Raw genomic sequence first — 24,463 nt, 5'->3', positions numbered from 1 at the left:
GCTACCAGCGTCTTGGCTTGAGGCGCTGCTAGACCCGTGGTGGGTGGAGAGTCTTGCGTCGCCCGCCGAATTGCGGCCGCGCGGGCGGCCACAATCGGCATACATGGTTGTGGGCGTCGTGGCGGTGTCCGTCCTGCGCCTGGCTGCCTAAGCAGGCGTATTCCCTTCCTTATGCGCGAATTCCCCTCTCTTGGGCGAATTCCCCTTTCTCCGGACCTGTTCTGCTCCGTCTGGGCGAGATCCCCTTCCCCTTCTTCGCCTTCCCCTGCGGGTTTCGTTCGGCCCGCGCATTGGGGATACTACTGGTATCCCATTGGGATACCAATGAAGTACCGTTCAGCCATCGCATGGCCGCGAGCCGGTTTTTCTGGTGGCGGCGCCGCTTCTATTCCTGCCACACGCCATGAACGCTACGCAACGCACCTATCAAACCCTGCTGGACCAAATCGTTTCGCGCCGGATTCCGGCGGGTGAGGTGCTGGAAGAGCGCCGCTTGGCGGATGAGTTGGAGGTGTCGCGCACGCCGTTGCGCGCCGCGATGAATCGGTTGCTGGGCGAGGGCATGCTCGAGCGCCTGTCCAACGGGTCGATCGTGGTGCGGTCGTTCGGTGTGACGGATCTGCTGGAATTGCTGCAGATCCGCAGCCTCTTGGAAAGCGAGGCGGCGGCGATGGCGACCGGGCGCATTCCGGCCGAGCCGCTGGAAGGGTTGCGCACCCGCCTCCAAGCGTTGCTGGACGCCCAGACCTCTGATGAAAAATCGGACTGGGAGGTCGACAACGCCCTGCATGATCTGGTGGCCGCCTATTGCGGCAACCGGAACCTGGCGTCGATGATCACCGCGACCCGCAGGCAGGTGCGAATGTGCGACGTTGAACGCCTGCCGCAGCGGCAGGTGCAAGCCAGGGAAGAGCACCTGGCGATCGTGCAGGGGTTGTTGTCCGGCGATTCGGCCCGCGCTCGCCAGGCGATGGCCGCCCATTTGGAGAGCGTGCGCCGCAGCTACGTCAACTCGCTGGGATACCTGACCCATGGTGCGTGACATGACGCATTCCCCCACCCTCGTGCACGCGCAGCCGCTTACCGCCGACGCGTTCGCGCCTTATGGCGAGGTGATTGCGCACCAAGGCACGGAACGCCGCCACTTCCTGACAGAGCCGATGCGGCACGGACCGCAGGCCACGCGGCAGGCCTGCTGGGTCAGCCGCGTGAATGCGCGGCCGGCCGGCCCGGTTGTGATCGAACTGATGGAGCGGCATCCGCACGCGGCCCAGACCTTCGTTCCGTTGACGGCGACGCCTTATCTCGTCGTGGTCGCGCCAACCGGGGCCGACGGCCTGCCGGATATGGCGCGGCTGGAGGCCTTTCTGGCTTCCGGCAGCCAGGGCGTGTGCTATCGCGTGGGCACCTGGCACCACGGCCTGACCGTGCTGGGCGGGCCCGCGGAATTCCTTGTCCTGATGGGCCAGACCGGCCGTGATGACGACGATGAATTCTGGCAGGCGCCGGCCCCGCATGCCGTCGTTTCCCTTCCCGGTTGATTCCTCTCAGGTGGCTTGTCCGTCATGAACTTCGATCCTCTCCACTTGCGCCGCGATTTCATCGGCTATGGCGCAAATCCCCCCGATCCCCAATGGCCGGGCGGCGCGCGTCTGGCGCTGAATCTGTGCATCAACTATGAGGAAGGCGGTGAGCCTTCGGTGCCGGACGGCGACCCGGAATCCGAGACCGGCTTGACCGAGGGCGGCGCGGGCGGCTTCACCGGCCGCGACCTGGCAGCCGAGTCGATGTTCGAGTACGGCAGCCGCATCGGCTTTTGGCGAGTGCATCGATTGCTGCAATCGCGCGGCATGACGGCGACCGTGTTGGGCTGCGGCCTGGCGCTGGAACGCAATCCCCAGGTCTGCGACGCGATCCGCGCGGCGGGCTACGACGTCTGCGCGCATGGCTGGCGCTGGGAGCGTCATCAGAACCTGACGCTCGAACAGGAACGCGAGCGCATCCGCCGCACGGTGGAATCCATTACCCGCTCGGTCGGATCGCGTCCGCTGGGCTGGTACTGCCGTTACGGCCCCAGCCTGAACACCCGCGCGCTGCTCGTGGAGGAAGGCGGGTTCCTGTATGACTCCGACACCTACAACGACGAACTGCCCTACTGGACGCAAGTCGGCGACACGCCGCATCTGCTTGTGCCGTACGGTCTGGCCAACAACGACGCCAAGTTCATCCGTGGCGGCATGGCCACGGGGCAGGACTTGTTCGAGTACCTGCGCGACGCCTTCGACATGCTTTACGAGGAAGGGTCGACGGCCCCCAAGATGATGTCCGTGGGGCTGCACCTGCGCCTGGTCGGCCAGCCCGGCCGCGCGGCAGGGCTGGCGCGATTCCTGGACCATGTGGCCGCCCATTCCGATGTGTGGGTGTGTCGCCGCGCGGATATCGCCCGCCACTGGCACGCTTGCCATCCGTGCGCCCCGGACGCGCCGCGCTGATTTGTTTTCTGCAATGACCACGTTTTCTCTTTCAGGAGAGCAGTATGTCGAAGTACAGGAAATTCAATCGCCGCGGCGCGATGACCACGGCGCTGGCCGCGTTGCTGGCGCTAGGCTTGAGCCCGGCTGCGCACGCCCAGCCCCAGCCTTATCCGAACAAACCCATCCGCATCGTCGTGCCCTTCCCGCCCGGGGGGGCTGCCGACACGCTGGCGCGCGCGCTGTCGCAACAACTGAACGACACCCTTGGCAAGCAAGTGATCGTCGAGAACCGGGCGGGCGCGGGCGGCACCATCGGGACCAACGCAGTGGCCCGGGCGGAACCGGACGGCTACACGCTGCTGCTGGGCAACGTATCCACCTTGGCGATCGCGCCCAGCCTGTACCCGAACCTGAACTATGACCCGGTCAAGGACTTCCAGCCGATCACCCTCGTCGGCAAGAGCCCGCTGGTCTTCGCCGTCAACCCCAGCCTGCCGGCCAAGAACCTGCCCGAACTCATTGCCCTGGCCGCGAAAGAGCCCGGCAAGCTGACTTTCGGCTCTTCGGGCGCCGGCAGCATCACCCATCTGACGGGCGAAGTCCTCAACCTGGCCACGGGCGGCAAGCTGGTGCACGTGCCCTACAAGGGCAGTTCGCCAGTGCTGCTGGCCGTGGCGTCGGGCGAATTGAGCATGGGCGTTACGCAAGTCGTGGAAATGCTGCCCCAGTACAAGGCCGGCCGGGTCGCCGCCGCGGCGGTGACGGGAACCGAGAAGTCGCCCGCGCTGCCCGACGTCTCGACGGCGGGGTCGCAGGGCGTGAAAGGATTGGAAGCGACCACGTGGTACAGCCTGATGGCGCCCGCCGGCGTGCCGGCAGCCGTCATTGAGCGCTTGCAGCCCGCCCTGCAGCAAGTGCTGACCAACCCGGACCTGCGCAAGCGCTACGCCGACGAAGGCCTGATCCTGGCCCCGTCCACGCCTGCGGAGCTGGGCGCCTTCCTGGGCAAGGAAGTCCAGGATTGGGCTGCGGTCATCAAACAGGCGGGCGTCAAGCTCGACTGACGATGCGCCTTAGTTCGCGATCTTGGTTTCCCAGACGCGCGGCTTGCCTTCCCAGACCGAGAAGCCTTCCACGCGCTTGTTGACCGCCCAGGCGTCCGCCCCGTTGTACAGCATCAGCATCGGGGTCTGTTCCAGCATCAGGGCATGCAGTTGGTCGAACAGGGCCTGGCGCTTGGCGGGGTCGGATTCCAGGAAGCTCTCATCGATCAGCTTCTGCGCCGCGGGGTCATCCCAGACCTTGCGGGGCTGCTTCTCCTTGTTGCCGGCAAACTGCTCGAAGCTCAGCGACGGGTCCAGGCGCGACGAGAACGAGAACGAGCTGACCTGGTACTTGCCGGTGTTGTAGCGATCCAGCTGCGTGGCCCACTCCAAGACCTCGATCTTGGCGTTGATGCCGACCGACTGCATCATGGCCTGCGCGATCACGGCGACCTGGTAGCTGGGCACATGGGCGCGCTTGTTCGCATAGATGACAATGGGTTCGCCCTTGTAACCCGCTTCCTTCAGCAACTGCTGCGCGCGCGCCGGATCGTACTTATAGCTGCGCTTTTCCGCTTCCTTGTAGTAGGCCGAACCGGCGTAGACCGCCGAATTGTTCAACTGGCCCAGGCCTTCCGACGCGGCGGCGACCACTTGCGGGATGTCCAGCGCGGCGGCGATCGCCTGGCGCACCTTCACGTTCTTCAGCACCGGATCCTGGGTCTGGAACAGCAACACGTGCTTGACGGCATCGTGGGGGCTGAAGACGGTCAGGTTCTTGGCGCTTTTCAATTCACCCACATCGGTGTTGGTGATCTGGCTGGCGTCGATGGCGCCGGACATCAGGCCAGCCTTGGACGTCGACGGATCCGGCACTACCAGGAACTTCACCTCGTCGACCAACGGGCGCTTGGAACCCACGTAGCCGTCCGGCTTGTCGCCTTCGGGCGACACGTAGTCCTTGAACGCGGACAGCAAGGTGTATTCGCCGCGCTTCCAATCCTTGAACATGTAGGGGCCAGTGCCCACGGGCTTGATCCACGAGCCGTCGGCCGCGACCGAATCTTTCGAAATGATGGCGGTCATGCCGCAATCAGTGCGCGCCAGCGAATCCAGGAACACGGCCGACTTGCGGTCCACTTTCATCACCACGGTCTTCGCGTCGGGCGCGGACACGTCCGTCACCTTCAGGCCGTTGCGGCCGTCGAAGTCGCTGCGGCAGCGCCAGTCCGTCTTCGGATCCATGTAGCGCTGCCAGGTCCAGATCACGTCGGCGGACGTCAGCGCGGCGCCGTTGTGGAACTTGACGCCGTCGCGCAGCGTGAAGGTGTAGGTCAGGCCGTCCGGCGACAGGTCCACCGACTTGGCCAGCAGCGGGCCGACCGTGCCGTTCTCGCGGTAGCCGACCAGGCCTTCGACGATGTTGAGTACCACGCCGTCGGTGGTGTTGTCGCGGTTGACGCCGGGGTTGGTCGAGCGGATGTCGGCCGGTTGCGCCACGGTCAGCACGGCGGCGTGGGCCTGCACGGCGGCAAGCGCCAGGGAGAGCGCAAGCGCCCTGGGAACAAAATGGTGGTGCATGGAACAGACTCCCCGGTGTGCGGCGCAAATTTCACGCATATATTGGCGCCAAAATAATCTGCTAATTATGGAGACTCCATCGCTGGCCGACATCGGGGGTATCCCTGAAAGGGGCGTGCAAAAGCACGGCGGCGGCCCCTTTTCAGGTGGCCGCCGCACAGGGATGCACAATCAGGTCACGAAGCGCGCGTCAGGAGATATCCTGGCCCACGTGCTGGGCGATGATTTTCTGCAGCAGCTTCACGTCGCGCGCCTCCAGCGCTTCGACCATGTCGAAGTGCTCGCGCGCCGAGATCTCGATGCGGGAACGGGTCACCCATTCCTTGGCAGGCGCGGCGGGCCCGCGCGCGCGGGTCTCCTGGATCAGCGCGGCCAGTTCGCGGTTGCTGCACAGGTCGTACATCGCGGCGTGGAACGCCAGGTTGACCTCGTATTGCTCCAGCAAGGTGCCATCCTGCAACAGCTTGGCGAAACGTTCGGCCAAGGCACGCAGCGCACGGACCTTGGCCGCCGTGACATTCGGCATCAAGTCGGCCGCCGCCCCGGTTTCCAGCAGGATGCGGATATCGCGAATCTGCAGGTGTTGGTCCGGGTCCATCGCATAGACGTGATAGCCCCGGTTCGGGATGTGCGCAATCAGCCGTTTGGCGGCCAATTGATCTAACGCCCGCCGGACGTCCAGACGCTTGGCGTCATAGCGTTCTTGCAGGTCGATCTGTTTCAACCAGGCGCCGGGACCATATGCACCCGACTGAATATCATGGGCAATACGGTCAACCAGGCCGGGCTGCGTCGCTGCCGCTTTCGGCATGGACCACTCCCGTCAATCAATTCCAAGCGCGTATTTTATGCATAACTTCTTGCCGCGATAGCAGGGGGTTCCCCCCTGCCCTCAGGCGCTGGCCCGCAGGGGCTCCTGGCCGTCCAGCCGCCAGCGCAGGCGCACGCCTCCCGTGTCGGTGGATTCCAGGGCCGGAATCGCCGACAGCAGGCTGCGCGTGTAGTCTTCTTGCGGCCGGTCGAACACGGCGTCGCGCGAACCTTGCTCGACGATGCCGCCGTCGCGCATCACCACCACCCGGTCGGCCACCTGCTCGACCACGCCCAGGTCGTGGCTGATGAACAGGCACGAAAAGCCATGGCGTTCCTGCAGGTCGGCGAACAGGTCCAGCACCTGCGCCCGGACGGTCACGTCCAGCGCCGATACCGGTTCGTCGGCGATCACGAACGCCGGCCGGCGCACGATGGCGCGGGCAATCGCCACGCGCTGGCGCTGGCCGCCGGACATTTCGTGCGGAAAGCGCTTGGCGTATTCGGACCCCAGGCCGACCTCCGCCAACACCTCGTCAACCCGGCGGCGCTTGTCCGCCGAAGGCATGTCGTCCAGCATGCGCAGGCCTTCGCCCACCAGTTGGCCGATCGTCATGCGCGGGTCCAGCGACGAATACGGGTCCTGGAACACCATCTGGCAGTTCAGCCGGTAATCGCGCCAGGCGGCCGACCGCCGGTTCACCGGCTGATTGCGGAACAGGATCTGGCCCGACGTGGGCGCCAGCAGGCCGGCGATCGCCCGGCCCAGCGTCGTCTTGCCCGAGCCCGATCCGCCCACCACCGCCACGACTTCGCGCGGCTGGACATGCAGGTCGATGCCGTTCAAGGCGCGCTTGGCGGCAGTGCGGGAAAACAGGCGCTGATGGCCCGCATAGTCCACCACCAGGTGCTTGACTTCGACGATGGGCGCCTCCGGCGCCAGCTTGCGGGCCGGCAGGCGGCGCGGCATGGCGTCCAGCAGCTTGCGCGTGTACGGGTGCTGCGGACGCTCCAGGATGCCGGCAGTGGTGCCGGTTTCCAGCACCTTGCCGTGCTGCATCACCACCATGCGCTCGGTGTAGCGCGCCACCATCGGCAGATCGTGGCTGATCATCAGCACCGCCGTGTGATGTTCGCGCGTCAGGTCCACCATCAGTTCCAGCACGTCACGCTGCACCACCGCGTCCAGGGCGGTGGTGGGTTCGTCGGCGATCAGCAGCGCCGGCTCCAGCAGCATCACCGAAGCCAGCATCATGCGTTGGCGCATGCCCCCCGAGAACTCGTGCGGCCAGGCGTCCATCGCGCCCTTGGGGTCGCGGATGCCCACGCGCCGCAACATTTCAAGGATGCGTTCGCGGCGCTGCGCCGTGGACAAATCCTTGCGGTGCAGCTTCAGGCCTTCGTCCAACTGGCGGCCGATCGGCATGGAGGGGTTCAGCGACGTCATCGGCTCCTGGAAGACCATGCCGATGCGTGCGCCGCGCAGCTTGCGCAGCACGGCCGGATCGGCCTTCGTCACGTCCACGCCCTCGAACAGGATGGCCCCGCCGGCCACGACCAGCGGCGCGGGCGTCAAGCCCATGATGGCGCGCGCCGCCTGGGTCTTGCCGCTGCCGGATTCACCGACAATGCCGACCATCTCGCCCGGCGCGACCTCGAAGGATACGCCGCTGACAATCTCGCGGCCGCCTGCGCCCACCGTCAACGTCAGGTTCGATACGGATACCAGTGCGCTCATTGCACGCCCCTCATGCGGGGATCGAAGCGGTCTCGCACCGCGTCGCCCAGCAGGTTGATCCCCAGCAGCGCGAGCGCGATGGCCAGGCCGGGAAGAATGGAAAGGTACGACGCCTGCGCCATGAACGGGCGCGCGGCAGCCAGCATGTTGCCCCAGGTCGGCGCGGGCGGCGGCACGCCCAGGCCCAGGAAGGACAGCGCGCTTTCCGCCAGGATTACCCAGCCGAACATGGACGTGGCCAGCACGGTCAGCGGCGCCACGCAGTTGGGCAACACGTGCCGGAACATGGTGTAGAGCTCGGAATTACCCAGCACCCGGGACGATTCGATGAACTCCTTTTCGCGCAACGACAGCACCGTGCCCCGCACGATGCGCGTCACCGATGGCGTATAGGCCAGGCCCAGCGCCAGGATGATGCCGTACTTGTTGGCACCCACCACCGCCAGCAGCCCCAACGCCAGCAGCAGGCCCGGAAACGCCAGCAGCGCGTTATTGAAGGCCATGATGATGCGGTCGGTCCAACCGCGGACGAAACCGGTCAGGGTGCCGATGGCGGTGCCCGCCACGATGGCGAACGTGACGGTCAGCAGGCTGATCCAGACGCTGCTGGATGCGCCCGCCAACAGGCGCGACAGTTCGTCGCGGCCGAATTCGTCGGTGCCCAGCAGGAAGTCTCCGCCCGGCGGCTTGAGCCGCGCGACGAAGTTGATCTTGAGCGGGTCATGCGGCGTCCAGAAGGCGCCCATGATCGCCGCGACGATCATCGCCCCGACGATCACACCGCCCAGGAGCGCGTTAGCTGCGATTCGCTTTTTCATTCGGCGGTCACTCTCGGGTCGAAGATGGGATAGCAGAGGTCGATCAGCAGGTTCACGATCACGTAGACCACGCCCACGAACAGCAGGCAGCCCTGGATCACGGGATAGTCGCGCGCGAAGATCGAATCCACCAGCAGGCGCCCCAGTCCGGGAATGGTGAACACCGTCTCCACCACCGCGATGCCGCCCAGCAGGTTGCCCAGCACGAGGCCGATCAGCGTCCAGGTCGGGCCGAAGGCGTTGCGGAACGCGTGGCGCATCAGCACGGCCGATTCCGACAGGCCCTTGGCGCGCGCATGGGTGATGTAGTCCAGCCGCAGCACTTCCAGCGTGCTGGCGCGCGCCATTCGCATCAGCACGCCGATCTCGTGCAGGAACAGCGTCAGGATGGGCATGGCCAGATACAGCAGGCCCGCCTTCCAGTCTTCGCCGATGGACACGTAACCCACCACCGGCAGCCATTGCAGCTTCAGGCCGAAGAAGATCAAGAGCAGCAGGCCCAGCCAGAAGGTCGGGATGGACACCAGCAACGTCGCCGAACCGACCAGGAACAGGTCGGGCCATTTGTTCTGCTTCCAGGCCGCGATCATGCCGGCGGGCACGGCCACCAACGCGGCGAACAGCACCGCCACCAGCACCACGCGCCCGCTGATCAGGAAGCGGTCCCACACCAGCGGCAGCACGGGTTGCCCGGTGTTGATGGACGCCCCCAGGTCGCCGTGCAGCATGTTGCCGAACCAGATGCCGAACTGGGTCAGCCAGGTCTGGTCCAGCCCCAGGCGCGCACGCAGGTCCGCCAGGGCTGCCGGCGTGGCCAGGTCGCCCAGCAGCAGTTGGGCGGGATCGCCCGGAATCAGCCGGATCATCACGAATACCGCCACCGCCACGATCAGCAGGGTCGGTACGGCCATGACAATTCGGGATAGCGCAAAACGCAGCATGGCCCTCTCCTAGTCCCGGATGCCGCGCGGCTGGACGCCGCGCGCGCGTCCAGCGAGTTCAATTATCAGCATGTCGCAACTTGCGCAGCGCGCTGGCCAGGAAATCCTGCACCTGGCCCACGCACTTCAGGCCGTCGTGCGGCACGTTCTCGACCACGTCCAGCACCGCCTTCACGCCTTGGGCTTCGAACGAACGGCGCAGCGACTCCAGGCGCTCCGGGCGCGTCTTGCCGGCGTCATTGGCGCCAGGCATGAAGAACTTGCCGCCTTCGCGGTGGGTGATTTCCCAGGTTTCCAGATCGGCTTTGCCCACGATCATGTGGACGGCGACCTGCTTGAGCGCCTCGATGTCGACACCCTTGCCGAAACGGGCTTCGGCGTCGCGCACGCCCACCCACCAGTCCTGGCTGGGGTCCAGCAGCGTGACCGAGCCGGGCGCGCCGATCGACACGGCCCACAGGCTTTCCGGGTGCAGGTAAGCGAATCGGTTGACGAACTGGCCGCCGCCCGAATAGCCGAACAGGCCGAACTTCTTGAAATCGCGGCCGAACTTCTCGCCGACTTCGGCCACCATGTCCAGCAGGATCCGGTCATAGCGGATGTCGCCTTCGAGCAGTTGCTTGAAGCCGTCGCGGTTGCCGTCGCCCAGCGGGCCCACGGGGAACAGCGGGCACAGCACGATGCAGTCGTTCCAGCGCGCGAACTCGGCGAACGCGTCGCGATACTCCACGAAGGCGCGGCCGGTGCCGTGCATGATCACCACCAGCTCCATCGGATGGCGGGCGGTGTCGATATGCGGCGGCACATACATGCAATAGGAAAAGCGCGGGTCGGTACGGGCCGCGAAGACGGTGCTGTGGCCAAGGTCGTACATGGCCCGTGCGCGGGCGGCGTCGGGTTGGATAGCGGGAGCTGCGTTGGACTGCATGATTTCCTCGTTTCCATGGCCGCTCGGGCGGGCCCATGGTCTTTGCCGGTGGTCGAAACAATAATCACATAAATTGGCGCCAATTTTAGGCGCATGCGTTTCCGGTCAACAAGGCAGGGGATTCCCTAGGCCGGCATCGCAGGCAGCGGCGTCACCTGGCAAGGCAGCATCGCGCAGGCCGACGACGGCCCGCACAACGAAACCTTCAAGCAGGAGGACGCCTACGCACGGCCGGCCAGATGGCGCGCCGTATCGGCACGTCCCGCATCGGTGTTTTGCGCGTCAGGCTTTCTTGAACAGCCGCTTGGCCACGCTGACCACGCCCAGCACCACGGCCCCGGCCACGATGCCGAACAGGGCGTTGAGCAAGGTGGAGGTCAGCGCATGCACCACGGCGCCCCCGCCCACCGCGGCGGCGGCATGCTCCACGGCGGCATGTACCGGCGGGATGCCATGCGTCAGGATCGCGCCGCCCACCATGAACATGGCCGCGGTGCCCACCACCGACAAGGTCTTCATGAGGTAGGGCGCGGCGCCCACGATGCGCTTGCCCAGCCAGGCCATTGCCTGCGACCGCTTCTGGCTCAGGTACAAGCCCAGATCATCCAGTTTGACGATGCCGGCCACCAGGCCGTAGACGCCCACCGTCATCGCGACGGCAATGATCGACAACACCAGCACCTGGCGCGTGAAGTCGGCGTCCGCCACCGCGTCCAGGCTGATGACGATAATCTCGGCGGACAGGATGAAGTCGGTGCGGACCGCCCCTTTGATCTTGTCGCGCTCGAACGCGACCATGTCGACGGACGCGTCCTGCAAGGCTCCGACGAGCGCGGCGTGATTGTCTTCGGCGGATTCGCCATGCGGCAGGAACTTGTGGGCCAGTTTCTCGACGCCTTCGAAACACAGGAAGGCGCCGCCCAGCATCAGCAGCGGCGTCACCGCCCACGGCAGGAAAGCGCTGATCAAGAGCGCCGACGGCACCAGGATCAGCTTGTTGATGAAGGAACCCCGGGCCACCGCCCACACGACGGGCAATTCCCGGTTGACCGGCACGCCGGACACTTGCTGCGCGTTCAGCGCCAGGTCGTCGCCCAGCACCCCGGCGGTTTTCTTGGCCGCCACTTTGGTCATGACGGAGACGTCATCCAGAATCGTGGCGATATCGTCGAACAATGCGAAGAAACTGCTGCCGGCCATCAAGCATCCCCTGAGCCCTAAGGTGACCCGAGTGTACAGGCGGCAAGCGCCGTCCGGCTGCAACACCGTTGGCCGTTTTCCTTCCTTTTGTGTCGGGATCGGGCTTGGCGGGACCGGCGCGCCGGCGCTACCCTTCTTGCTTCGCCCCTCTTGCCTGGACGCCCCATGCTTGCCCTGCGCCCCACTTGCGAACACTGCGACACCGCGTTGCCCCCGGCCTCCGGCCAGGCCCGCATCTGCAGCTTTGAATGCACGTTCTGCGCGGACTGCGCGGACACGCTGCTGGGCAACGTTTGCCCCAATTGCGGCGGCGGCTTCACGCCGCGCCCCGTCCGCCCTGCCAGCGACCGCAAGGGCGGAAACTATTTGGGAAAGTACCCCGCCAGCGCCGAACGCAAGCACCGGCCGGTGGATCTGGCGGCGCACGCAGCGTTGCGCCGCAGCCTGGACGGGGTGCCGCCCCAGGACCGCTAGGCGGCCGGGGTAGACGGGCCGGTCAGTTACGCACCGGCGCGGCGGCGTCGTCGAACAGGATGTTGTTTTCCAGATGGATGTGCGCCATCAGGTCTTCCTTGAACGTGCGGATGCCCAGGTACAACGCGCGCCAGGTATTGCAGGCGGCACGCGGCAAAGTCAGGTCGTTCGTCAGCGCCAGCAGGCGTTCCAGCGCGACGCCGTGGTCGTCGTGTTCCAGGCGCATCACCATGATGGGCATGGTGGCCATCGCGCCATGGCCGCGGGCCAGCATCGGAAACAGCACCTGCTCTTCCTTCTGCATATGGCTTTCCAATTCCTGATGCATCGTGCGCAGATGGTCGGCCAGGCCGGCCGGACAATCCGGGCTGTCGGCATGCACCTGCTCTACCTTCAGCGCCAGCCGGATCAGCTCGGGCAACTGCTGGCGGTGCACGTCGTGATAGCGCGCCAGGATATGGTCGATCAGTTCGGCGGGCGACGCCAGGCCCCAGTCCGTTTCCTGGGGCGGGTTCCTCGACAGCGCGATCAGGCGCGCTTCGATCTGCGCCGGGTCCAACGACCGCTGCGCCGCCGCTTCGCCCAGGCTCTTCTTGCCGCCACAGCAGAAATCCAGTTCGTATTCGTGGAACACCTGCGTGGCGCCCGGAATGCTGCGGGCCAATTGGCCCAGGGATTGCTCAACCATGCTCATCGCGTCTCTCCAGTGATCTTGACGGGTACCGGGATAGAAGCGAAAACCGTGCCAGAAAAACCTTGCTTTAAATCAAATACTTGCAAAACTTGGGGTAGATAACACCATCGCAATTCGGGGTTTTAAACACCTCGCGACGGTAAAATCAACCCCATGCAAAACCTCTTGCTTGCCGATCTGGTGGCCGACCTGCCGCCCGCCATCCGCCTGCAACGGCTGGTCTCCAGCCTGCGCGCGCATTTCCGCTGCGGCGCCGTCGCCTTGCTGCAACAGGAAGAGGACCACCTGCGCCCCATCGCCGTGGACGGCCTGACCCGGGACGCGCTGGGCCGGCGCTTCGCCGTACACCAGCACCCACGCTTGGCCGCCATCCTGGCCCGCCGCGGCGTCACCTGCTTCCATCACGACAGCACGCTGCCCGACCCCTATGACGGCCTGATCAACGGCATGGCCGGAGAACCGCTGCCCGTGCACGATTGCATGGGCACCCGCCTGCATGTCGAAGGCCAGCCTTGGGGCGTGCTGACGCTGGATGCACTGGAGGTCGGCACTTTCGACGCCGAAGCCCAATCGGAATTGCGCGACGCCATCGTGCTGGTCGAAGCCGCGTTGCGCACGACCCGGCTGGAAACCGAGATCCGCGCCTTGCGCGACGCGCGCGGCCCCGCTCCCGCCGACAACGTGGCGCCGGACCGCTACGAAATCCTGGGCAACAGCGCCCCCATCGCCCGCCTGCTGCATGAAATCGACGTGGTGGCCGATTCCGACCTGCCGATCCTGCTGCTGGGCGAAACGGGCGTCGGCAAGGAGCTGTTCGCGCATCGCGTGCATCGCTTGTCGCGCCGCGGCGGCAAGCCGCTGGTGCATGTGAACTGCGCCGCTCTGCCGGAATCCCTGGCCGAGAGCGAATTATTCGGACACGCCAAGGGCGCGTTCTCCGGCGCGGTCACCGACCGGCCCGGCCGCTTCGAAGCGGCCAACGGCGGCACGCTGTTCCTGGACGAAGTCGGCGAACTGCCGCTGCTGGTGCAGGCAAAGCTGCTGCGCGCGCTGCAAAACGGCGAGATCCAGCGCCTGGGCGACGACCGCCCGCGCACGGTGGACGTGCGCATCGTCGCCGCCACCAATCGCAGCCTGCGCGACCTGGTGCAAGCAGGCGATTTCCGCGCCGACCTCTATCACCGCCTGTCCGTCTACCCGGTTCCGATCCCCCCGCTGCGCGAACGCGGCAACGACATCCTGTTGCTGGCCGGCCGCTACCTGGAACTGAACCGGGCGCGGCTGGGCCTGCGCAGCTTGCGGTTGTCGGAAGACGCTGAAGAAATGCTGCGCCGCTATGCCTGGCCCGGCAACGTGCGGGAACTGGAACACGTGATCAGCCGCGCCGCCATCAAGGCGGTCAGCCACGGCGCCAACCGTAACGATATCGTCACGCTAGAGACCAGCCTGCTGGACGTGTCGGGCCACGATGCGCCCACGCCCGCCCCGGACGACGCCGGGGCCGGCGATGCGCCCGACGTCGGCATCCCGTCATTGCGCGACACGGTGGACGCCTGCCAACGCCAGGCGATCCGCCGGGCGCTGCACGCGCACCAGGGCAACTGGGCCCACGCCGCACGCGCGCTGGACGTGGACCCCAGCAACCTGCACAAGCTGGCACGGCGCCTGGGGTTGAAGTCCTAGGACGCGAGGATCTCAGGCCTTGATATACACCCAGGCGTGCACGCCTGACTTCAGCAGCACCGACACGCGCTTGTAGTCGGCCACTTCGTAGCGGTCGGCCGCGTGTAGTTCTTTCTGGCTGATTTCGAACACTGTGCCCTGGACTTCGTCCTTGACGTCGTAACTGGCGTATACGATCGGGTGCTGCGCCTTGCCGCTGGTCTTCAGGACGTCGGCATCCGTGATGTCAACCCAGTGCAGCGCGTAGCCCGTCATTGCATCAGGCCGGCCGGTCAGTTCGCGGCCGAAAGTGGTCAACTGCACCGCCTTGTCTTGCAGGGTTCCATATGAGAAAAGCAGGATCGACGTTTCGGGGAAGTCGTGCACCATCGTGTCCTCTAAAAAGAATTCGCCGGTAATCGACTTTATACCAGCGTATCCGCAGCGCATTCTCCGGGACATTGCGGCCCGACAAACAGGCTGGCTTCCCTTACACCCAGGAGGCCGGCCAGCTCGCCAGACGCGTCGCCAGGCCTTGCACGTCTTCGTACACGGCGAGCACGCCGCGCTTGTTGCGCAAGACGACGACACGCTTGCCGTCGAACTCGTTGATGTGGCTGTAGTGAGCGGGTTCCGCCGCGCCGCCGTCCTGCTTGTAGGCCGTCTTGGCGCGGTCGACGAAGTCGTCGTCGTGGCGCTCCACGCGGGTGATGCCGCGCCGCATGCGCACAGGCGGCAAGGCTCCAAGGCGGCCGCCGTCACCGTCCGCCAAGAAGCACGCGATCCGCGCCTTGACCTGTGGGGAATGGAATTCGGGTTGCGTCATTGAATGGCTCATGAGGCGTTGCCGCGTGTCTTGCGACAGCTCGCTCCATTGGTTCAGGACGGATGCGCCCAGCAAGGCCAGGATGCGCAGTTCGGCCTCGTCCAGTTGCTCAAGCGCGAATGAGGCGGCCAGCGCGGTAAACCGTGCATTGCCTTCCTCGTCCCATTGCGCCCTGCCTGCCCTGCCGGTTGAGTTCGTCATGCGAATCCCCTGGGCGTGCGGGTTGAAACAACGGTGGCATGATCAAGATACGCCGCTGGAAAACAAAAGGCCGCCCGTGGAATTCAGGGCGGCCCGGTCAGGCATGCGCGCAGCGCCAGGCTGCGGAACATCAGGCTGGCCTGGCATGCGAGTCAACCACGAGCCGGCCGTGATTGATCGCGGCATCCACCGCCATTCCGGGGCTGGACACGAATCCGCCCGATGCGAACAACGGCACGGCGTGGTGTTCGTTGAGTTTGTCCTGATCTGCCGCAAGTTCTACCGCAACCGTTGCGGTAAAGGCGGGCCGGCCGCTGCCCCCGACTGCAATCCGGGAAACGTTGGCGGTCAGGCGATAACCCTTGTAGACCATATTGTTGTGAAACATGAAACCCCCTATTTGATCAAAAGGCCCATAGGGCCTTCATTCACAAAGCGCGGATTTGCGTGGCATGCGGGCCCTTGGCGCCCTGCGCGGTGACATAACTGACGCGCTGGTTTTCCAGCAGCACTTTATGCCCTTCGCTCACGATTTCCGAGAAATGCGCAAACAAATCCTTGCCGCCGTTCTCGGGCATGATGAAGCCAAAGCCTTTGGCATCGTTAAACCATTTGACGATTCCGGTTTCCATGATCTTTCCTTTAAATGCGGGCACCGCCCGCGAAATGAGCCTGTCAAGGAAAGGACTGCGAACAATGAAGCACCCACGGAGGGAGCAAGACCGGACGAAAATCACGATGCTCGAAAAGCTTCAAGTCCACTATGGGCGCAGGGGTAGTTAAAGTCAATCGGCGTTTCCGATTACCACCAAATAGTTTTTGTTGGCATTCGACCGTTAAAACACCGCAAATGCACGCATCCTGGCCCAGCTGCCCGCGCCGTGGTTTGCTTATTGCGTAACCGGCATTGCTTTTGCATACGCGCGCGGGATAAAGCGCGTATGCTGGGGCGATGGTGCTTGAACGCGCGTTGCCTCGCCGTATCGCCATACAGGAGTATGGCTATGTCCCCCCCCCGCAATAACCATCCGCGATTCCTTCGAACGTCGCGTTTCACATCCATGGCGCACGCGCTGATCGCAGAACACGCGTGAGCGCTTTCAGAAGGTCGATGGCCAAATTCGCAAATGCTTGCGTGAAGCTGCTTCCCCCCGCTTCGCAGTCGCCACGCGGCGGCGGCGGTGACGAACCCAGGCGCACGCCCCAGCGCGAACACGCGGCCATCTCGTCGCCGTGGCGCATCTACCGCATCTACGCCCGCCCCGGGCATCTGTTGATGCGCAATGAACAAGGCCGCATCCTGGACCTGGGCGTCATGAAAGGCGCCGAGCCCGATCTGGCATACCGGCTTTTCGCGCGTGACCTGCAAGGCAAGGGCTTCGCCACGCGCACCCTGCTGCTGGACGACATCGCGCGCCGCATCGAAGCCGGCGAAATCAGCAAGGAACTGCTGGACCTGCCCGATTGGGATCAGCCCCTGGGCGCAGACCTGGACCGCGGCACGCATACGGATGTGTCGATGAAGCTCGGGCGGTAGGCCGCCCCCTCTTCGCCCGCATGGGATACTCTCGCCCTGGAAATTTTCAGGATCCCCCCATGCAAGACCCCGTCGCAATCCTGGATACGTTTGAACGCCTGGGTTGGAAGAACAACGACCCGATGGCGCAGACGCTGCAGCTGCGCCTTGAAGACCCCAAGGCGCTGGGCGAACTGGTCGCGCAAGCGCTGGGCCGGTCCCTGGACAGCGCCACATTCATCGATGCCGCGCTCGACTTGATGGACGACGTCACATACGCGGCGACGGTCACCCTGGCGTGGCAGCGCGCGATGCAAGGCGTCCGTTCAGACATCCTGTCGGCCGTGCTGGATTCCGCCGCCCTGCAATACCCCGTCGCCTTTGCCGGCCACTGGGCATCATTGCTTGCCGCCGCACACACCGGCGAAGGCGGCCCGGAGTACCTTGATGGCCAGGCCTGGCGCGCGCTGGACGCCGCGACGATTGACGCCTGGCGCACCGGGCTGGAAGCCGACACAAGCGAAGGAACGCTGGGCCGAACGCGCGCCGTCGCCCTGCTGCGCTCTCGGCGGCCCGACGCGGTGCGGCACGCCTGGACGCGCTTGTTTCCCGATGCCTCGGATCCGGCTGCCGCGTCTTGGTTGATGCTTGCCGGCTACGCCAGGCATGCGGACGGATTGCGTTCGCTGCACACGGAAAGCCCTTTGCATATCGGATTCAGCGCCGCGCAGCGCAAACCCATGCTGGCCGGACAACCCGCCTGGCGACGCGACATCCACAAGGCCCATCCCACCTGGAACGCCGGCACCCCGCCCGTCACGCAGGCGCGCATGGGCGGCGTGCTTGCCCGCGAATGCGGACTCTGCCATGCGCCCCTGCACCGCTTGCTGTCCGTGCAGGAGCCCGCCCGGGCAGGCATCGACAGCGGTGGCCCGATCGAGTTCGCCACTTGCCTGTCCTGCCAAGGGTGGGAGAGCGACGGCCCGATGTTCTACCGGCACGATGGCGATGGCGTCGCCAGCGCGCATCCGGTCCAGCAGCGGCACGATCCGGTGACCCCCGACTTCGTCGCTGGCGCGCTGCAGGACGCCCAGGTCCAGCTCTTTGCCGCGCCCGCCCGCTGGGCCTGCCAGGATTGGGGCGAATCGAACGGCCGCCAGAACCTCAGCCGCGTCGGCGGCGCGCCCAGTTGGGTCCAATCGCCCGACTATCCGCCCTGCCCCGACTGCCATCAGGACATGGCCTTCGTCATGCAACTGGACTCCGGATTGCCGCAGGCCGACGGCGGCGAATGGCTGTGGGGCAGTGGCGGCTGCAACTACACGTTCTGGTGCGCGGGCTGCCGCGTTAGCGGGCAGTTGTGGCAATGCACGTAGGCGGCCGGACAGCCCGCAACTTGACCAACCAAGGAAACTTATGAAATATCCCATCGCCATAGAACCCGGCAGCGACGCGCAAGCGTGGGGCGTCGTCGTTCCGGATTTGCCCGGCTGCTTTTCCACTGCCGATTCGGGCATCGACGAGGCCATCTGGCGCTAACGCAATGACGACTCCCACCTACCCCATCGCCATCGACCTCGATCAGGTTGGCGAATACCCCGGCCTGACCAAATCCGGCGGCGGCTATTTCTACGACGAGGTATTGGAGTACCGCGTGTGGGTGCATCCGCATGCGGGCGGCGAGGATTTGCACGACGGGGACGACTATTACTACGCGTTCGCCACCTTCGAGGACGCGGCGGAATGCTCGAACGAGACGCCGGGCGCGGAGCAGCCGCTGGTGCTGGTCCGGCAGTTCGAATCCATCAATGAACCGACCCCGGGCGTCTTCGAGCATCACACCGAGGAGCGGATCACGGAGTGGCGCGTGGAATGGCTGGCGGACAGCAAGCGCACCGCCGACTCCATCCCGGATTTCCTGAAAAGCCGCGCGCACTAAACGCCCGCCGTCAGCTCATGTACACGCCACCGTTGATGGCGTAATTGGCGCCCGTCACGAACGCCGCTTCGTCGGACGCCAACCAGGCGCACAGCCCGGCCAGGTCGCGGGCCGTGCCCAGACGCCCCACCGGTACGCTTTCGATGATGCGGTCCAGCAGCGCGGGCGGGAAAGCCCTCACGGTATCGTCGGCGATGAAGCCTGGCGACACCAGGTTCACCGTCACGCCACGCGCCGCCACTTCCTGCGCCAGCGACCGCGTGAAACCGATCACTGCGCCCTTGGCCGTGGCGTAGTTGATCTGGCCGATCTGGCCTTTTTCGGCCACGACCGATCCGATGTTGATAATGCGGCCCCAGCCCCGGTCGGCCATGCTGTCGACGACCTGTTTGGAGCTGTTGAACAAGGTATCCAGATTGCTGCGCAGCACGGCCGACCAATCGGCATACGCCATCTGGCGAAAGCGCATGTCCAGCATCGAACCCGCGTTGTTGACCAGCACATCGATCTCGCCGACCTCACGTCGGACCTTCGCGAATGCCGCTTCGGTCGACGCCCAATCGGTCGCATCGCCTTCCGACGCGATGAAGTCGTAGCCCAGGGATTTCTGTTCCTTCAGCCACGTGTCTCGGCGCGACGAACGCGGGCCGCAACCGGCCACCACCCGGTGCCCGGCCTGGTGCAGCGCCTGGCAGATCGCGGTGCCCGTGTGGCCCATTCCGCTGGTGACGTAAGCAATGCGCAAAGCCATGAACGTTCCTTTATGAAAGTGCGGCACGCGCCGCGGATCAAGCCACCGCCGCGACCAGCGGGAACAAGCCGAACGCCAGTGCGGCCGCCAGCATTACCAGGCAGACCATCGTGGCCCACTTCAGCGCATAGCGCTGGTGGTCGCCGAACTCCACGCCGGCCAGGCCGACCAGCAGATACGTCGACGGCACCAGCGGGCTCAGCAAATGCACCGGCTGGCCGATGAGCGACGCGCGCGCCATCTCGACAGGCGAAATCCCATAACCCTGGGCGGCTTCGCTCAGGATGGGCAGCACGCCGAAGTAGAAGGCGTCGTTCGACATGAAGAACGTGAACGGCAGGCTGACCAGCGCGGTGATGCCGGCCAGGTATGGGCCCATGGCGTCCGGAATCACGGCGAGCAGACTGCGCGACATGGCTTCGACCATGCCCGTGCCCGAGAGGATGCCCGTGAAGATGCCCGCGGCGAAAATCAGCGAAACCACGGACAGCACGTTGCCCGCGTGCTGTGCGACGCGGCGGCGCTGCTCGGCCAGGTTCGGGTAGTTGATGATCAGCGCCACCGCGAAGGCGATCATGAACAGCACGGGCAACGGCAGAATGCCCATCACCAGGCTGACCATCAGCGCCAGCGTCAGCCCCGCGTTCACCCACAGCAGCTTGGGGCGGCGCAGGTCGTGGTCGACTTCGATCTCGGGCAGGTTCTTGGGACCGTCTTCGTCGTAGCCGGCATGCAGCGAAGCGCCGTCCGGCAGCGACAGCACGCCCAGCCGGCGGCGCTCGTGCAGGCCCAGGAAGAACGCCAGGATCAGGATCGAGACGATCGCCACCCCCATCACCGGCACCAGGGGAACGAAGATGTCGCCCACGTCCACGTGCAGGGCGCTGGCGGCGCGCGCCGTCGGGCCGCCCCACGGCGTCAGGTTCATGACGCCGCTGGCCAGCATCGCCAGGCAGGTCATGGACAGCGCGTTCATCTTCAGGCGGCGGTACAGCGGCAGCATCGAGGCCACCACGATCATGTATGTCGTGGAGCCGTCGCCGTCCAGCGAGATCACCAACGCCAGCACGGTGGTGCCGACCACGATTTTCAGCGGATCGCCCTTCACCGCGCGCAGGATGCGGCCCACGATGGGGTCAAACAGGCCCGCGTCGATCATCACCCCGAAATACAGGATGGCAAACATCAGCATCACGCCCGTGGGCGCGATCTTGCGGATGCCGTCCAGCATCATCTTGTCGATGCCGGCGCCAAAGCCGCCCAGCAGCGCAAAAATAATGGGGACAAGGATGAGGGCAACCAGCGGCGACAGGCGCTTGGTCATGATCAGCGTCATGAACGTGATCACCATGCCGAAGCCAAGCAGGGTCAGCAGCATAAGGGGTATCTCCGACGAGTCGTTGTTATGTGTGGCGCTGCTTCCGGCGGGGAAAGCAGGTGCCGAAGACTAGGAAGAAAAGCTGTCTGGAACCTGTCGTTTTTTTGTAAGCAAGCCCGCGAAACCCGGGCAAAGCCGACGCACTACAATCGGGCCCATGCGCATCCTGGTAATCGAAGACGACGAGGATCTGGCCGACGCCATCGTCCGCCGGCTGCGCCGTCTCGGCCATGCCGTGGACTGGCAGAACGACGGCCTCAGCGCCGACGGCGTCCTGCAATACGAGACCTTCGACCTTGTCATCCTGGACATCGGGCTGCCCCGCATGTCCGGATTCGACATCCTGCATCGCCTGCGCGACCGGGGCAGCAAGACGCCCGTGCTGGCCCTGACCGCCCGCATCGATATCGAAGACCGCGTCCATGCCCTGGATACCGGGGCCGACGACTACCTGGCCAAACCCTTCGACTTCCGCGAACTGGAAGCCCGCTGCCGCGCCCTGCTGCGCCGGCCCATCGCCCAGGCCACCGGCGTGCAGCGATTTGGCGACCTGACCATCGACAGCGCCGCCCGCCAGGTGACCCTGGCCGGCCAGCGCATCGACCTGCCCAAACGCGAATACAGCCTGCTGGAGATCCTGTTGGCCGGCATGAACCGCGCCGTCAGCAAATCGGAAATCGCCAACAAGCTGTTTGCGTTCGACGACGATGCCGCCCCCAACGCCATCGAGGTCTACATCGCCCGGCTGCGCCGCAAGCTGGAAGGGTCGCCGCTGCGCATCGAAACGCAGCGCGGCACCGGTTATCTGCTGACCGCCACCGAAGAGGCGGACAGCGTCGCATCCGCCCCGCCCCGGGCCTGACCCGTGCAGCACGGCCGCATCTCCGTCCGCCGCCGCCTGCTGACCATGTTGATGGCCCTGTTCGCCGTCGGCCTGGGCGTGCTGTACCTGCTGGTGCGCGGCTACGCGCATCAGACCGCCGACACCACTTACGACCAGCTGCTGCGCGCATCGGTGCTTTCCATGGCCGACAGCCTGCAACTGGTCCAGGGCGAATGGCAGATGGACATGCCCTACGCGGCCCTAGCCCTGCTGGAACAGGCGCCGCGCGACCGCGTGTTCTACCGCGTGGCCACGGACAGCGGCACGCTGATCTCCGGCTATGCCGACCTGCCGCCCCCGCCCGGCCGCGCCAACGCCGATGCGGACGGCGCCTCGGTGGCCGGCGATTCGCCCCAGCTGTACACCGCGGCCTATCAGGGCCAGCCCGTGCGCGTCGCCTGGATGGAGCGCAAGGTCGCCGGCCCGCGCAGCGCCGAATCGGCCGCCATCCAGGTCGCGCAAACCCGCGAGGCCCGCAATGCGTTGGCGGACAACATCCTCTGGCAGGGCACGCTGGCCCTGATCGGCTTCACTGCCGCGGCGCTGGCGCTGGCGTACTGGGGCCTGCAACGGTCGCTGTTCCCCATCCAGCGCATCGAACGCGAACTGGCCGCCCGCAACGCGTCCGACCTGCACCCCATCACCGCGCCCGTGCCCGAAGAGCTGGATACCCTGGTGCATTCGCTGGATGGCTTCATGGCGCGTCTGGCGGACAACCTGGACACGCTGCGCCTCTTCATCGCCGAGGCCGCACATCAGCTGCGCACGCCACTGGCCGCGCTGCATGCGCAGATGGAAGTGGCGCTGGACGAAGAAGATCCCGCCGAGCAGCGCCGCAGCCTCGCGGCCGTGCTGCGCAACGCCGAAAAACTGTCGCGCCTGGTCAATCAGCTGCTTAGCGACGCCAGCGTCATCCATCGCAGCAACGTCAAGCAGTTCCTGCCCGTCAACGTGGCAGACCTGCTGAGCCAGGCCGTTTATGACACCGTGCCGCAAGCCGACCCCCAGCCGGACGTCCGGCTGCATCTGCCCGACGCTGCCGGCGCCATGCCTGCCCTAGTGCTGGGCGACAGCCTGATGCTGCGCGAAGCCTTCAAGAACCTGATCGACAACGCCCTGCGCCATGGCGCCCGCGAAGACGGCTGCATCGACATCCGCCTGGACGCCGACGGCGGCAATTGGCGCATCACGGTATCGGACCAGGGGCCGGGCATCCCGCCGGCGCTAGCCAACACCGCTTTCGAGCGCTTCGCCCGCGGCCCCAATCCCCGGGCGCCCGGAGCCGGGCTGGGACTGTCCATCATCAAGCGGGTCGTTGATGTCCACCAGGGCGGGTTCAGCCTGAGCAACCGCGTGGGCGGCGGCCTGGATGCGGTCATCACATTGCAGGCGGCGTCCCATGATGCGTAGCGCCCTATCCGTGATCCGCGGCGCCGGCGCGAGGGCCGCCCCGCTATTTGCCACGTTGTTTTCCGCCTTATTTGCCGCGCTGCTTGCCGCCGCCGGGCACGCCGCCGAAGTCAGCGGCGGCGGCCTGACGCTGGGGCCCGCGGACAGCAAGAACGTGCTGATCCTGCATGCCTCCAACAGCGTGCAGGTCTTTCGCGGCGTGCTGGAAGACTTCAGCGAGCTGAACCCCGGCATCCGGCTGGAATACACCGAACTATCCACGCAGCAGCTCTATCGCGACACCATCGAACGCGCGGCGCATGCGGCCAGGAGCGGCCCCGACCTGGTCATCAGCAGCGCCATGGACTTGCAGACCAAGCTGGTCAACGACGGCTACGCGCAGACGCACGTGTCGCCCGAAACCCGTTCGCTGCCTGCCTGGGCCAATTGGCGCGACGAGGTCTTCAGCATCGGCACGGACCCGATCGTGATGGTCTACAACACAGGCCGGCTTGCCGCCGCGCGCGTGCCGCACACTCGCCGCGAACTGCTGTCGCTGTTGCAAGCGCCCGACCGGCCCCTGGCCGACCGCATTTCGACCTACGACGTGCAGGGCAGCGGCATCGGCTACCTGGCCGCCACGCAGGACACGCGTCTAGACAGCATGGCCGGCGCCTTGCTGGCCGCCTTTGGGCGCAACGGGGTATCCATCCACGAGTCCACCGAAGACGCGCTGGACAAGCTGGAACGCGGCGATATCACGCTGGCCTATAACCTGCTGGAGTCCTATACCCGGCACCGGATCGACCAAGGCGCGCCGCTGGCGATCATCTATCCGCAGGACTACACGCTGATGCTGTCGCGCTCGGCGATCATCCCCAGACAAGCGCCACGCGGCGACTTGGGCGCGCTCCTGCTGGACTACCTGCTGTCGCCCCGGGGGCAGGAGATGCTGGCCAAGCAGTCCGGCATGCGCCCGGTCAACGCGTCTGTCATCCCGGCGGCCGGCGTGCGTCCCATGGCGCTGGGCGTCGGGCTGCTGGTGTATCTGGATCCGTTGAAAAAGCGGCATTTCCTGGACGTGTGGCGAGCGGCCATCCAGGCGCCCTGAAGCAAATGCCCCGGTACGGCTGCCCCATGACGCGCCGATATCCCGTTTTCCTTGCGTCCGATGGCCGGAGATTCCTCCTTGATCGCCCATTCACGCGCATAATTTC

The 24,463-nt window shown here is 65.7% G+C and carries 26 protein-coding genes and 1 pseudogene; 13 read left to right on the top strand and 14 right to left on the bottom strand.

The annotated features are described in order from the left end of the window. Positions 1-403: 403 nt before the first annotated feature. The 4 genes from HG262_RS11965 to HG262_RS11950 are packed head-to-tail and all read left to right on the top strand — an operon-like array spanning position 404 to position 3,538. A complete protein-coding gene (locus tag HG262_RS11965) occupies positions 404-1,042 on the top strand; it encodes a GntR family transcriptional regulator (protein WP_169271233.1) in 639 nt (212 codons plus the stop codon). 1 nt (position 1,043) lies between these two features. Next, on the top strand, positions 1,044-1,541 hold the full coding sequence (locus HG262_RS11960; RefSeq protein ID WP_248293338.1) for an ureidoglycolate lyase: 498 nt from the start codon (positions 1,044-1,046) through the stop codon (positions 1,539-1,541). Between the two features lie 24 nt (positions 1,542-1,565). Next, positions 1,566-2,492 carry an allantoinase PuuE gene (locus tag HG262_RS11955; RefSeq protein ID WP_169271231.1) on the top strand — a complete coding sequence of 309 codons (927 nt, stop codon included), beginning with the start codon at positions 1,566-1,568 and terminating at the stop codon, positions 2,490-2,492. 44 nt (positions 2,493-2,536) lie between these two features. Then, entirely contained in the window at positions 2,537-3,538 is a 1,002-nt protein-coding gene (locus HG262_RS11950; RefSeq protein WP_169271230.1) for a tripartite tricarboxylate transporter substrate binding protein, read from the top strand. 9 nt (positions 3,539-3,547) lie between these two features. Here HG262_RS11950 and HG262_RS11945 read toward each other — a convergent pair whose 3' ends face one another. The 7 genes from HG262_RS11945 to HG262_RS11915 all read right to left on the bottom strand — a co-directional run bounded on the left by HG262_RS11945 (position 3,548) and on the right by HG262_RS11915 (position 11,533). Next, positions 3,548-5,098, bottom strand: coding sequence for an ABC transporter substrate-binding protein (locus HG262_RS11945; RefSeq protein WP_169271229.1), 1,551 nt, complete (start codon positions 5,096-5,098; stop codon positions 3,548-3,550). Between the two features lie 190 nt (positions 5,099-5,288). After that, positions 5,289-5,909: a GntR family transcriptional regulator gene (locus tag HG262_RS11940; protein ID WP_169271228.1), complete on the bottom strand. Its 621-nt coding sequence runs from the start codon at positions 5,907-5,909 to the stop codon at positions 5,289-5,291. Between the two features lie 81 nt (positions 5,910-5,990). Beyond that, entirely contained in the window at positions 5,991-7,646 is a 1,656-nt protein-coding gene (locus HG262_RS11935; RefSeq protein WP_169271227.1) for an ABC transporter ATP-binding protein, read from the bottom strand. Continuing rightward, positions 7,643-8,464 carry an ABC transporter permease gene (locus tag HG262_RS11930; protein ID WP_169271226.1) on the bottom strand — a complete coding sequence of 274 codons (822 nt, stop codon included), beginning with the start codon at positions 8,462-8,464 and terminating at the stop codon, positions 7,643-7,645. Before HG262_RS11930 ends, HG262_RS11935 begins: the two co-directional genes overlap by 4 nt. Next, entirely contained in the window at positions 8,461-9,405 is a 945-nt protein-coding gene (locus HG262_RS11925; protein WP_169271225.1) for an ABC transporter permease, read from the bottom strand. Before HG262_RS11925 ends, HG262_RS11930 begins: the two co-directional genes overlap by 4 nt. A 58-nt stretch (positions 9,406-9,463) precedes the next feature. Beyond that, complete coding sequence (locus HG262_RS11920) at positions 9,464-10,333, bottom strand: alpha/beta hydrolase (protein WP_169271224.1); 870 nt, start codon at positions 10,331-10,333, stop codon at positions 9,464-9,466. A gap of 282 nt (positions 10,334-10,615) precedes the next feature. After that, complete coding sequence (locus HG262_RS11915) at positions 10,616-11,533, bottom strand: DUF808 domain-containing protein (RefSeq protein ID WP_169271223.1); 918 nt, start codon at positions 11,531-11,533, stop codon at positions 10,616-10,618. Between the two features lie 165 nt (positions 11,534-11,698). Here HG262_RS11915 and HG262_RS11910 point away from each other — a divergent pair, with 165 nt between their 5' ends. Next, positions 11,699-12,007, top strand: coding sequence for a DUF1272 domain-containing protein (locus HG262_RS11910; RefSeq protein ID WP_169271222.1), 309 nt, complete (start codon positions 11,699-11,701; stop codon positions 12,005-12,007). 22 nt (positions 12,008-12,029) lie between these two features. On the opposite strand, the gene ytfE is transcribed toward HG262_RS11910, so the two are convergent. Then, positions 12,030-12,701 carry an iron-sulfur cluster repair protein YtfE gene (ytfE, locus tag HG262_RS11905; protein WP_169271221.1) on the bottom strand — a complete coding sequence of 224 codons (672 nt, stop codon included), beginning with the start codon at positions 12,699-12,701 and terminating at the stop codon, positions 12,030-12,032. Positions 12,702-12,854: 153 nt separating this feature from the next. On the opposite strand from ytfE, the gene norR reads away from it, so the two are divergent. Then, positions 12,855-14,384, top strand: coding sequence for a nitric oxide reductase transcriptional regulator NorR (norR, locus tag HG262_RS11900; protein ID WP_169271220.1), 1,530 nt, complete (start codon positions 12,855-12,857; stop codon positions 14,382-14,384). 12 nt (positions 14,385-14,396) lie between these two features. On the opposite strand, the gene HG262_RS11895 is transcribed toward norR, so the two are convergent. From HG262_RS11895 to HG262_RS11880, 4 genes are all read right to left on the bottom strand, one after another. Then, entirely contained in the window at positions 14,397-14,753 is a 357-nt protein-coding gene (locus tag HG262_RS11895; protein WP_169271219.1) for a gamma-glutamylcyclotransferase family protein, read from the bottom strand. A gap of 100 nt (positions 14,754-14,853) precedes the next feature. Further along, positions 14,854-15,390 (bottom strand): hypothetical protein, encoded by a 537-nt coding sequence (locus HG262_RS11890; protein WP_169271218.1) that lies wholly within the window; start codon positions 15,388-15,390, stop codon positions 14,854-14,856. Positions 15,391-15,520: 130 nt separating this feature from the next. Further along, the gene (locus HG262_RS11885; protein WP_169271217.1) at positions 15,521-15,778 is read right to left on the bottom strand and encodes a hypothetical protein; all 258 of its coding nucleotides are present in this window, start codon (positions 15,776-15,778) and stop codon (positions 15,521-15,523) included. A 40-nt stretch (positions 15,779-15,818) separates the two neighbouring features. Beyond that, positions 15,819-16,022, bottom strand: coding sequence for a cold-shock protein (locus HG262_RS11880; protein WP_105555199.1), 204 nt, complete (start codon positions 16,020-16,022; stop codon positions 15,819-15,821). A gap of 458 nt (positions 16,023-16,480) precedes the next feature. On the opposite strand from HG262_RS11880, the gene HG262_RS11875 reads away from it, so the two are divergent. The 4 genes and pseudogenes from HG262_RS11875 (at position 16,481) to HG262_RS11860 (ending at position 18,845) form a co-directional block, all read left to right on the top strand. Next, positions 16,481-16,927: a hypothetical protein gene (locus tag HG262_RS11875; protein ID WP_169271216.1), complete on the top strand. Its 447-nt coding sequence runs from the start codon at positions 16,481-16,483 to the stop codon at positions 16,925-16,927. Positions 16,928-16,986: 59 nt separating this feature from the next. Further along, positions 16,987-18,282, top strand: a complete 1,296-nt coding sequence (locus HG262_RS11870) for a hypothetical protein (protein ID WP_169271215.1) — start codon at positions 16,987-16,989, stop codon at positions 18,280-18,282. Between the two features lie 40 nt (positions 18,283-18,322). Continuing rightward, positions 18,323-18,436, top strand: a pseudogene (locus HG262_RS11865) (type II toxin-antitoxin system HicB family antitoxin); the annotation flags it as partial. A gap of 13 nt (positions 18,437-18,449) precedes the next feature. Next, entirely contained in the window at positions 18,450-18,845 is a 396-nt protein-coding gene (locus HG262_RS11860) for a GCN5 family acetyltransferase (protein WP_169271214.1), read from the top strand. Positions 18,846-18,855: 10 nt separating this feature from the next. On the opposite strand, the gene HG262_RS11855 is transcribed toward HG262_RS11860, so the two are convergent. Both HG262_RS11855 and HG262_RS11850 read right to left on the bottom strand, forming a co-directional pair. Continuing rightward, positions 18,856-19,596, bottom strand: coding sequence for an SDR family oxidoreductase (locus HG262_RS11855; RefSeq protein ID WP_169271213.1), 741 nt, complete (start codon positions 19,594-19,596; stop codon positions 18,856-18,858). Between the two features lie 37 nt (positions 19,597-19,633). After that, positions 19,634-20,974, bottom strand: a complete 1,341-nt coding sequence (locus HG262_RS11850) for a CitMHS family transporter (protein WP_282437008.1) — start codon at positions 20,972-20,974, stop codon at positions 19,634-19,636. A 157-nt stretch (positions 20,975-21,131) separates the two neighbouring features. Between HG262_RS11850 and HG262_RS11845 the strand changes: the two genes are divergently transcribed. From HG262_RS11845 to HG262_RS11835, 3 genes are read left to right on the top strand one after another with little or no spacing between them, the layout of a single operon-like run. Next, positions 21,132-21,836 (top strand): response regulator transcription factor, encoded by a 705-nt coding sequence (locus HG262_RS11845; RefSeq protein WP_169271212.1) that lies wholly within the window; start codon positions 21,132-21,134, stop codon positions 21,834-21,836. A gap of 3 nt (positions 21,837-21,839) precedes the next feature. Then, positions 21,840-23,267 carry a sensor histidine kinase N-terminal domain-containing protein gene (locus HG262_RS11840; protein WP_348984382.1) on the top strand — a complete coding sequence of 476 codons (1,428 nt, stop codon included), beginning with the start codon at positions 21,840-21,842 and terminating at the stop codon, positions 23,265-23,267. Further along, on the top strand, positions 23,257-24,357 hold the full coding sequence (locus HG262_RS11835) for an ABC transporter substrate-binding protein (RefSeq protein ID WP_248293336.1): 1,101 nt from the start codon (positions 23,257-23,259) through the stop codon (positions 24,355-24,357). Before HG262_RS11840 ends, HG262_RS11835 begins: the two co-directional genes overlap by 11 nt. Positions 24,358-24,463: the final 106 nt, after the last annotated feature.

The organism is Achromobacter sp. Bel, assembly GCF_012928505.1.
Taxonomy (GTDB): domain Bacteria; phylum Pseudomonadota; class Gammaproteobacteria; order Burkholderiales; family Burkholderiaceae_B; genus Achromobacter.
This window is presented reverse-complemented; position numbering and strand designations above follow the sequence as displayed.

What these genes read in the sequence shown, in the direction of transcription:
- HG262_RS11965 (WP_169271233.1), top strand. Translation starts at nt 404, where the DNA reads ATGAACGCTACGCAACGCACCTATCAAACCCTGCTGGACCAAATCGTT.
- HG262_RS11960 (WP_248293338.1), top strand. Translation starts at nt 1,044, where the DNA reads ATGACGCATTCCCCCACCCTCGTGCACGCGCAGCCGCTTACCGCCGAC.
- HG262_RS11955 (WP_169271231.1), top strand. Translation starts at nt 1,566, where the DNA reads ATGAACTTCGATCCTCTCCACTTGCGCCGCGATTTCATCGGCTATGGC.
- HG262_RS11950 (WP_169271230.1), top strand. Translation starts at nt 2,537, where the DNA reads ATGTCGAAGTACAGGAAATTCAATCGCCGCGGCGCGATGACCACGGCG.
- HG262_RS11945 (WP_169271229.1), bottom strand. Translation starts at nt 5,098, where the DNA reads ATGCACCACCATTTTGTTCCCAGGGCGCTTGCGCTCTCCCTGGCGCTT.
- HG262_RS11940 (WP_169271228.1), bottom strand. Translation starts at nt 5,909, where the DNA reads ATGCCGAAAGCGGCAGCGACGCAGCCCGGCCTGGTTGACCGTATTGCC.
- HG262_RS11935 (WP_169271227.1), bottom strand. Translation starts at nt 7,646, where the DNA reads ATGAGCGCACTGGTATCCGTATCGAACCTGACGTTGACGGTGGGCGCA.
- HG262_RS11930 (WP_169271226.1), bottom strand. Translation starts at nt 8,464, where the DNA reads ATGAAAAAGCGAATCGCAGCTAACGCGCTCCTGGGCGGTGTGATCGTC.
- HG262_RS11925 (WP_169271225.1), bottom strand. Translation starts at nt 9,405, where the DNA reads ATGCTGCGTTTTGCGCTATCCCGAATTGTCATGGCCGTACCGACCCTG.
- HG262_RS11920 (WP_169271224.1), bottom strand. Translation starts at nt 10,333, where the DNA reads ATGCAGTCCAACGCAGCTCCCGCTATCCAACCCGACGCCGCCCGCGCA.
- HG262_RS11915 (WP_169271223.1), bottom strand. Translation starts at nt 11,533, where the DNA reads ATGGCCGGCAGCAGTTTCTTCGCATTGTTCGACGATATCGCCACGATT.
- HG262_RS11910 (WP_169271222.1), top strand. Translation starts at nt 11,699, where the DNA reads ATGCTTGCCCTGCGCCCCACTTGCGAACACTGCGACACCGCGTTGCCC.
- ytfE (WP_169271221.1), bottom strand. Translation starts at nt 12,701, where the DNA reads ATGAGCATGGTTGAGCAATCCCTGGGCCAATTGGCCCGCAGCATTCCG.
- norR (WP_169271220.1), top strand. Translation starts at nt 12,855, where the DNA reads ATGCAAAACCTCTTGCTTGCCGATCTGGTGGCCGACCTGCCGCCCGCC.
- HG262_RS11895 (WP_169271219.1), bottom strand. Translation starts at nt 14,753, where the DNA reads ATGGTGCACGACTTCCCCGAAACGTCGATCCTGCTTTTCTCATATGGA.
- HG262_RS11890 (WP_169271218.1), bottom strand. Translation starts at nt 15,390, where the DNA reads ATGACGAACTCAACCGGCAGGGCAGGCAGGGCGCAATGGGACGAGGAA.
- HG262_RS11885 (WP_169271217.1), bottom strand. Translation starts at nt 15,778, where the DNA reads ATGTTTCACAACAATATGGTCTACAAGGGTTATCGCCTGACCGCCAAC.
- HG262_RS11880 (WP_105555199.1), bottom strand. Translation starts at nt 16,022, where the DNA reads ATGGAAACCGGAATCGTCAAATGGTTTAACGATGCCAAAGGCTTTGGC.
- HG262_RS11870 (WP_169271215.1), top strand. Translation starts at nt 16,987, where the DNA reads ATGCAAGACCCCGTCGCAATCCTGGATACGTTTGAACGCCTGGGTTGG.
- HG262_RS11860 (WP_169271214.1), top strand. Translation starts at nt 18,450, where the DNA reads ATGACGACTCCCACCTACCCCATCGCCATCGACCTCGATCAGGTTGGC.
- HG262_RS11855 (WP_169271213.1), bottom strand. Translation starts at nt 19,596, where the DNA reads ATGGCTTTGCGCATTGCTTACGTCACCAGCGGAATGGGCCACACGGGC.
- HG262_RS11850 (WP_282437008.1), bottom strand. Translation starts at nt 20,974, where the DNA reads ATGCTGCTGACCCTGCTTGGCTTCGGCATGGTGATCACGTTCATGACG.
- HG262_RS11845 (WP_169271212.1), top strand. Translation starts at nt 21,132, where the DNA reads ATGCGCATCCTGGTAATCGAAGACGACGAGGATCTGGCCGACGCCATC.
- HG262_RS11835 (WP_248293336.1), top strand. Translation starts at nt 23,257, where the DNA reads ATGATGCGTAGCGCCCTATCCGTGATCCGCGGCGCCGGCGCGAGGGCC.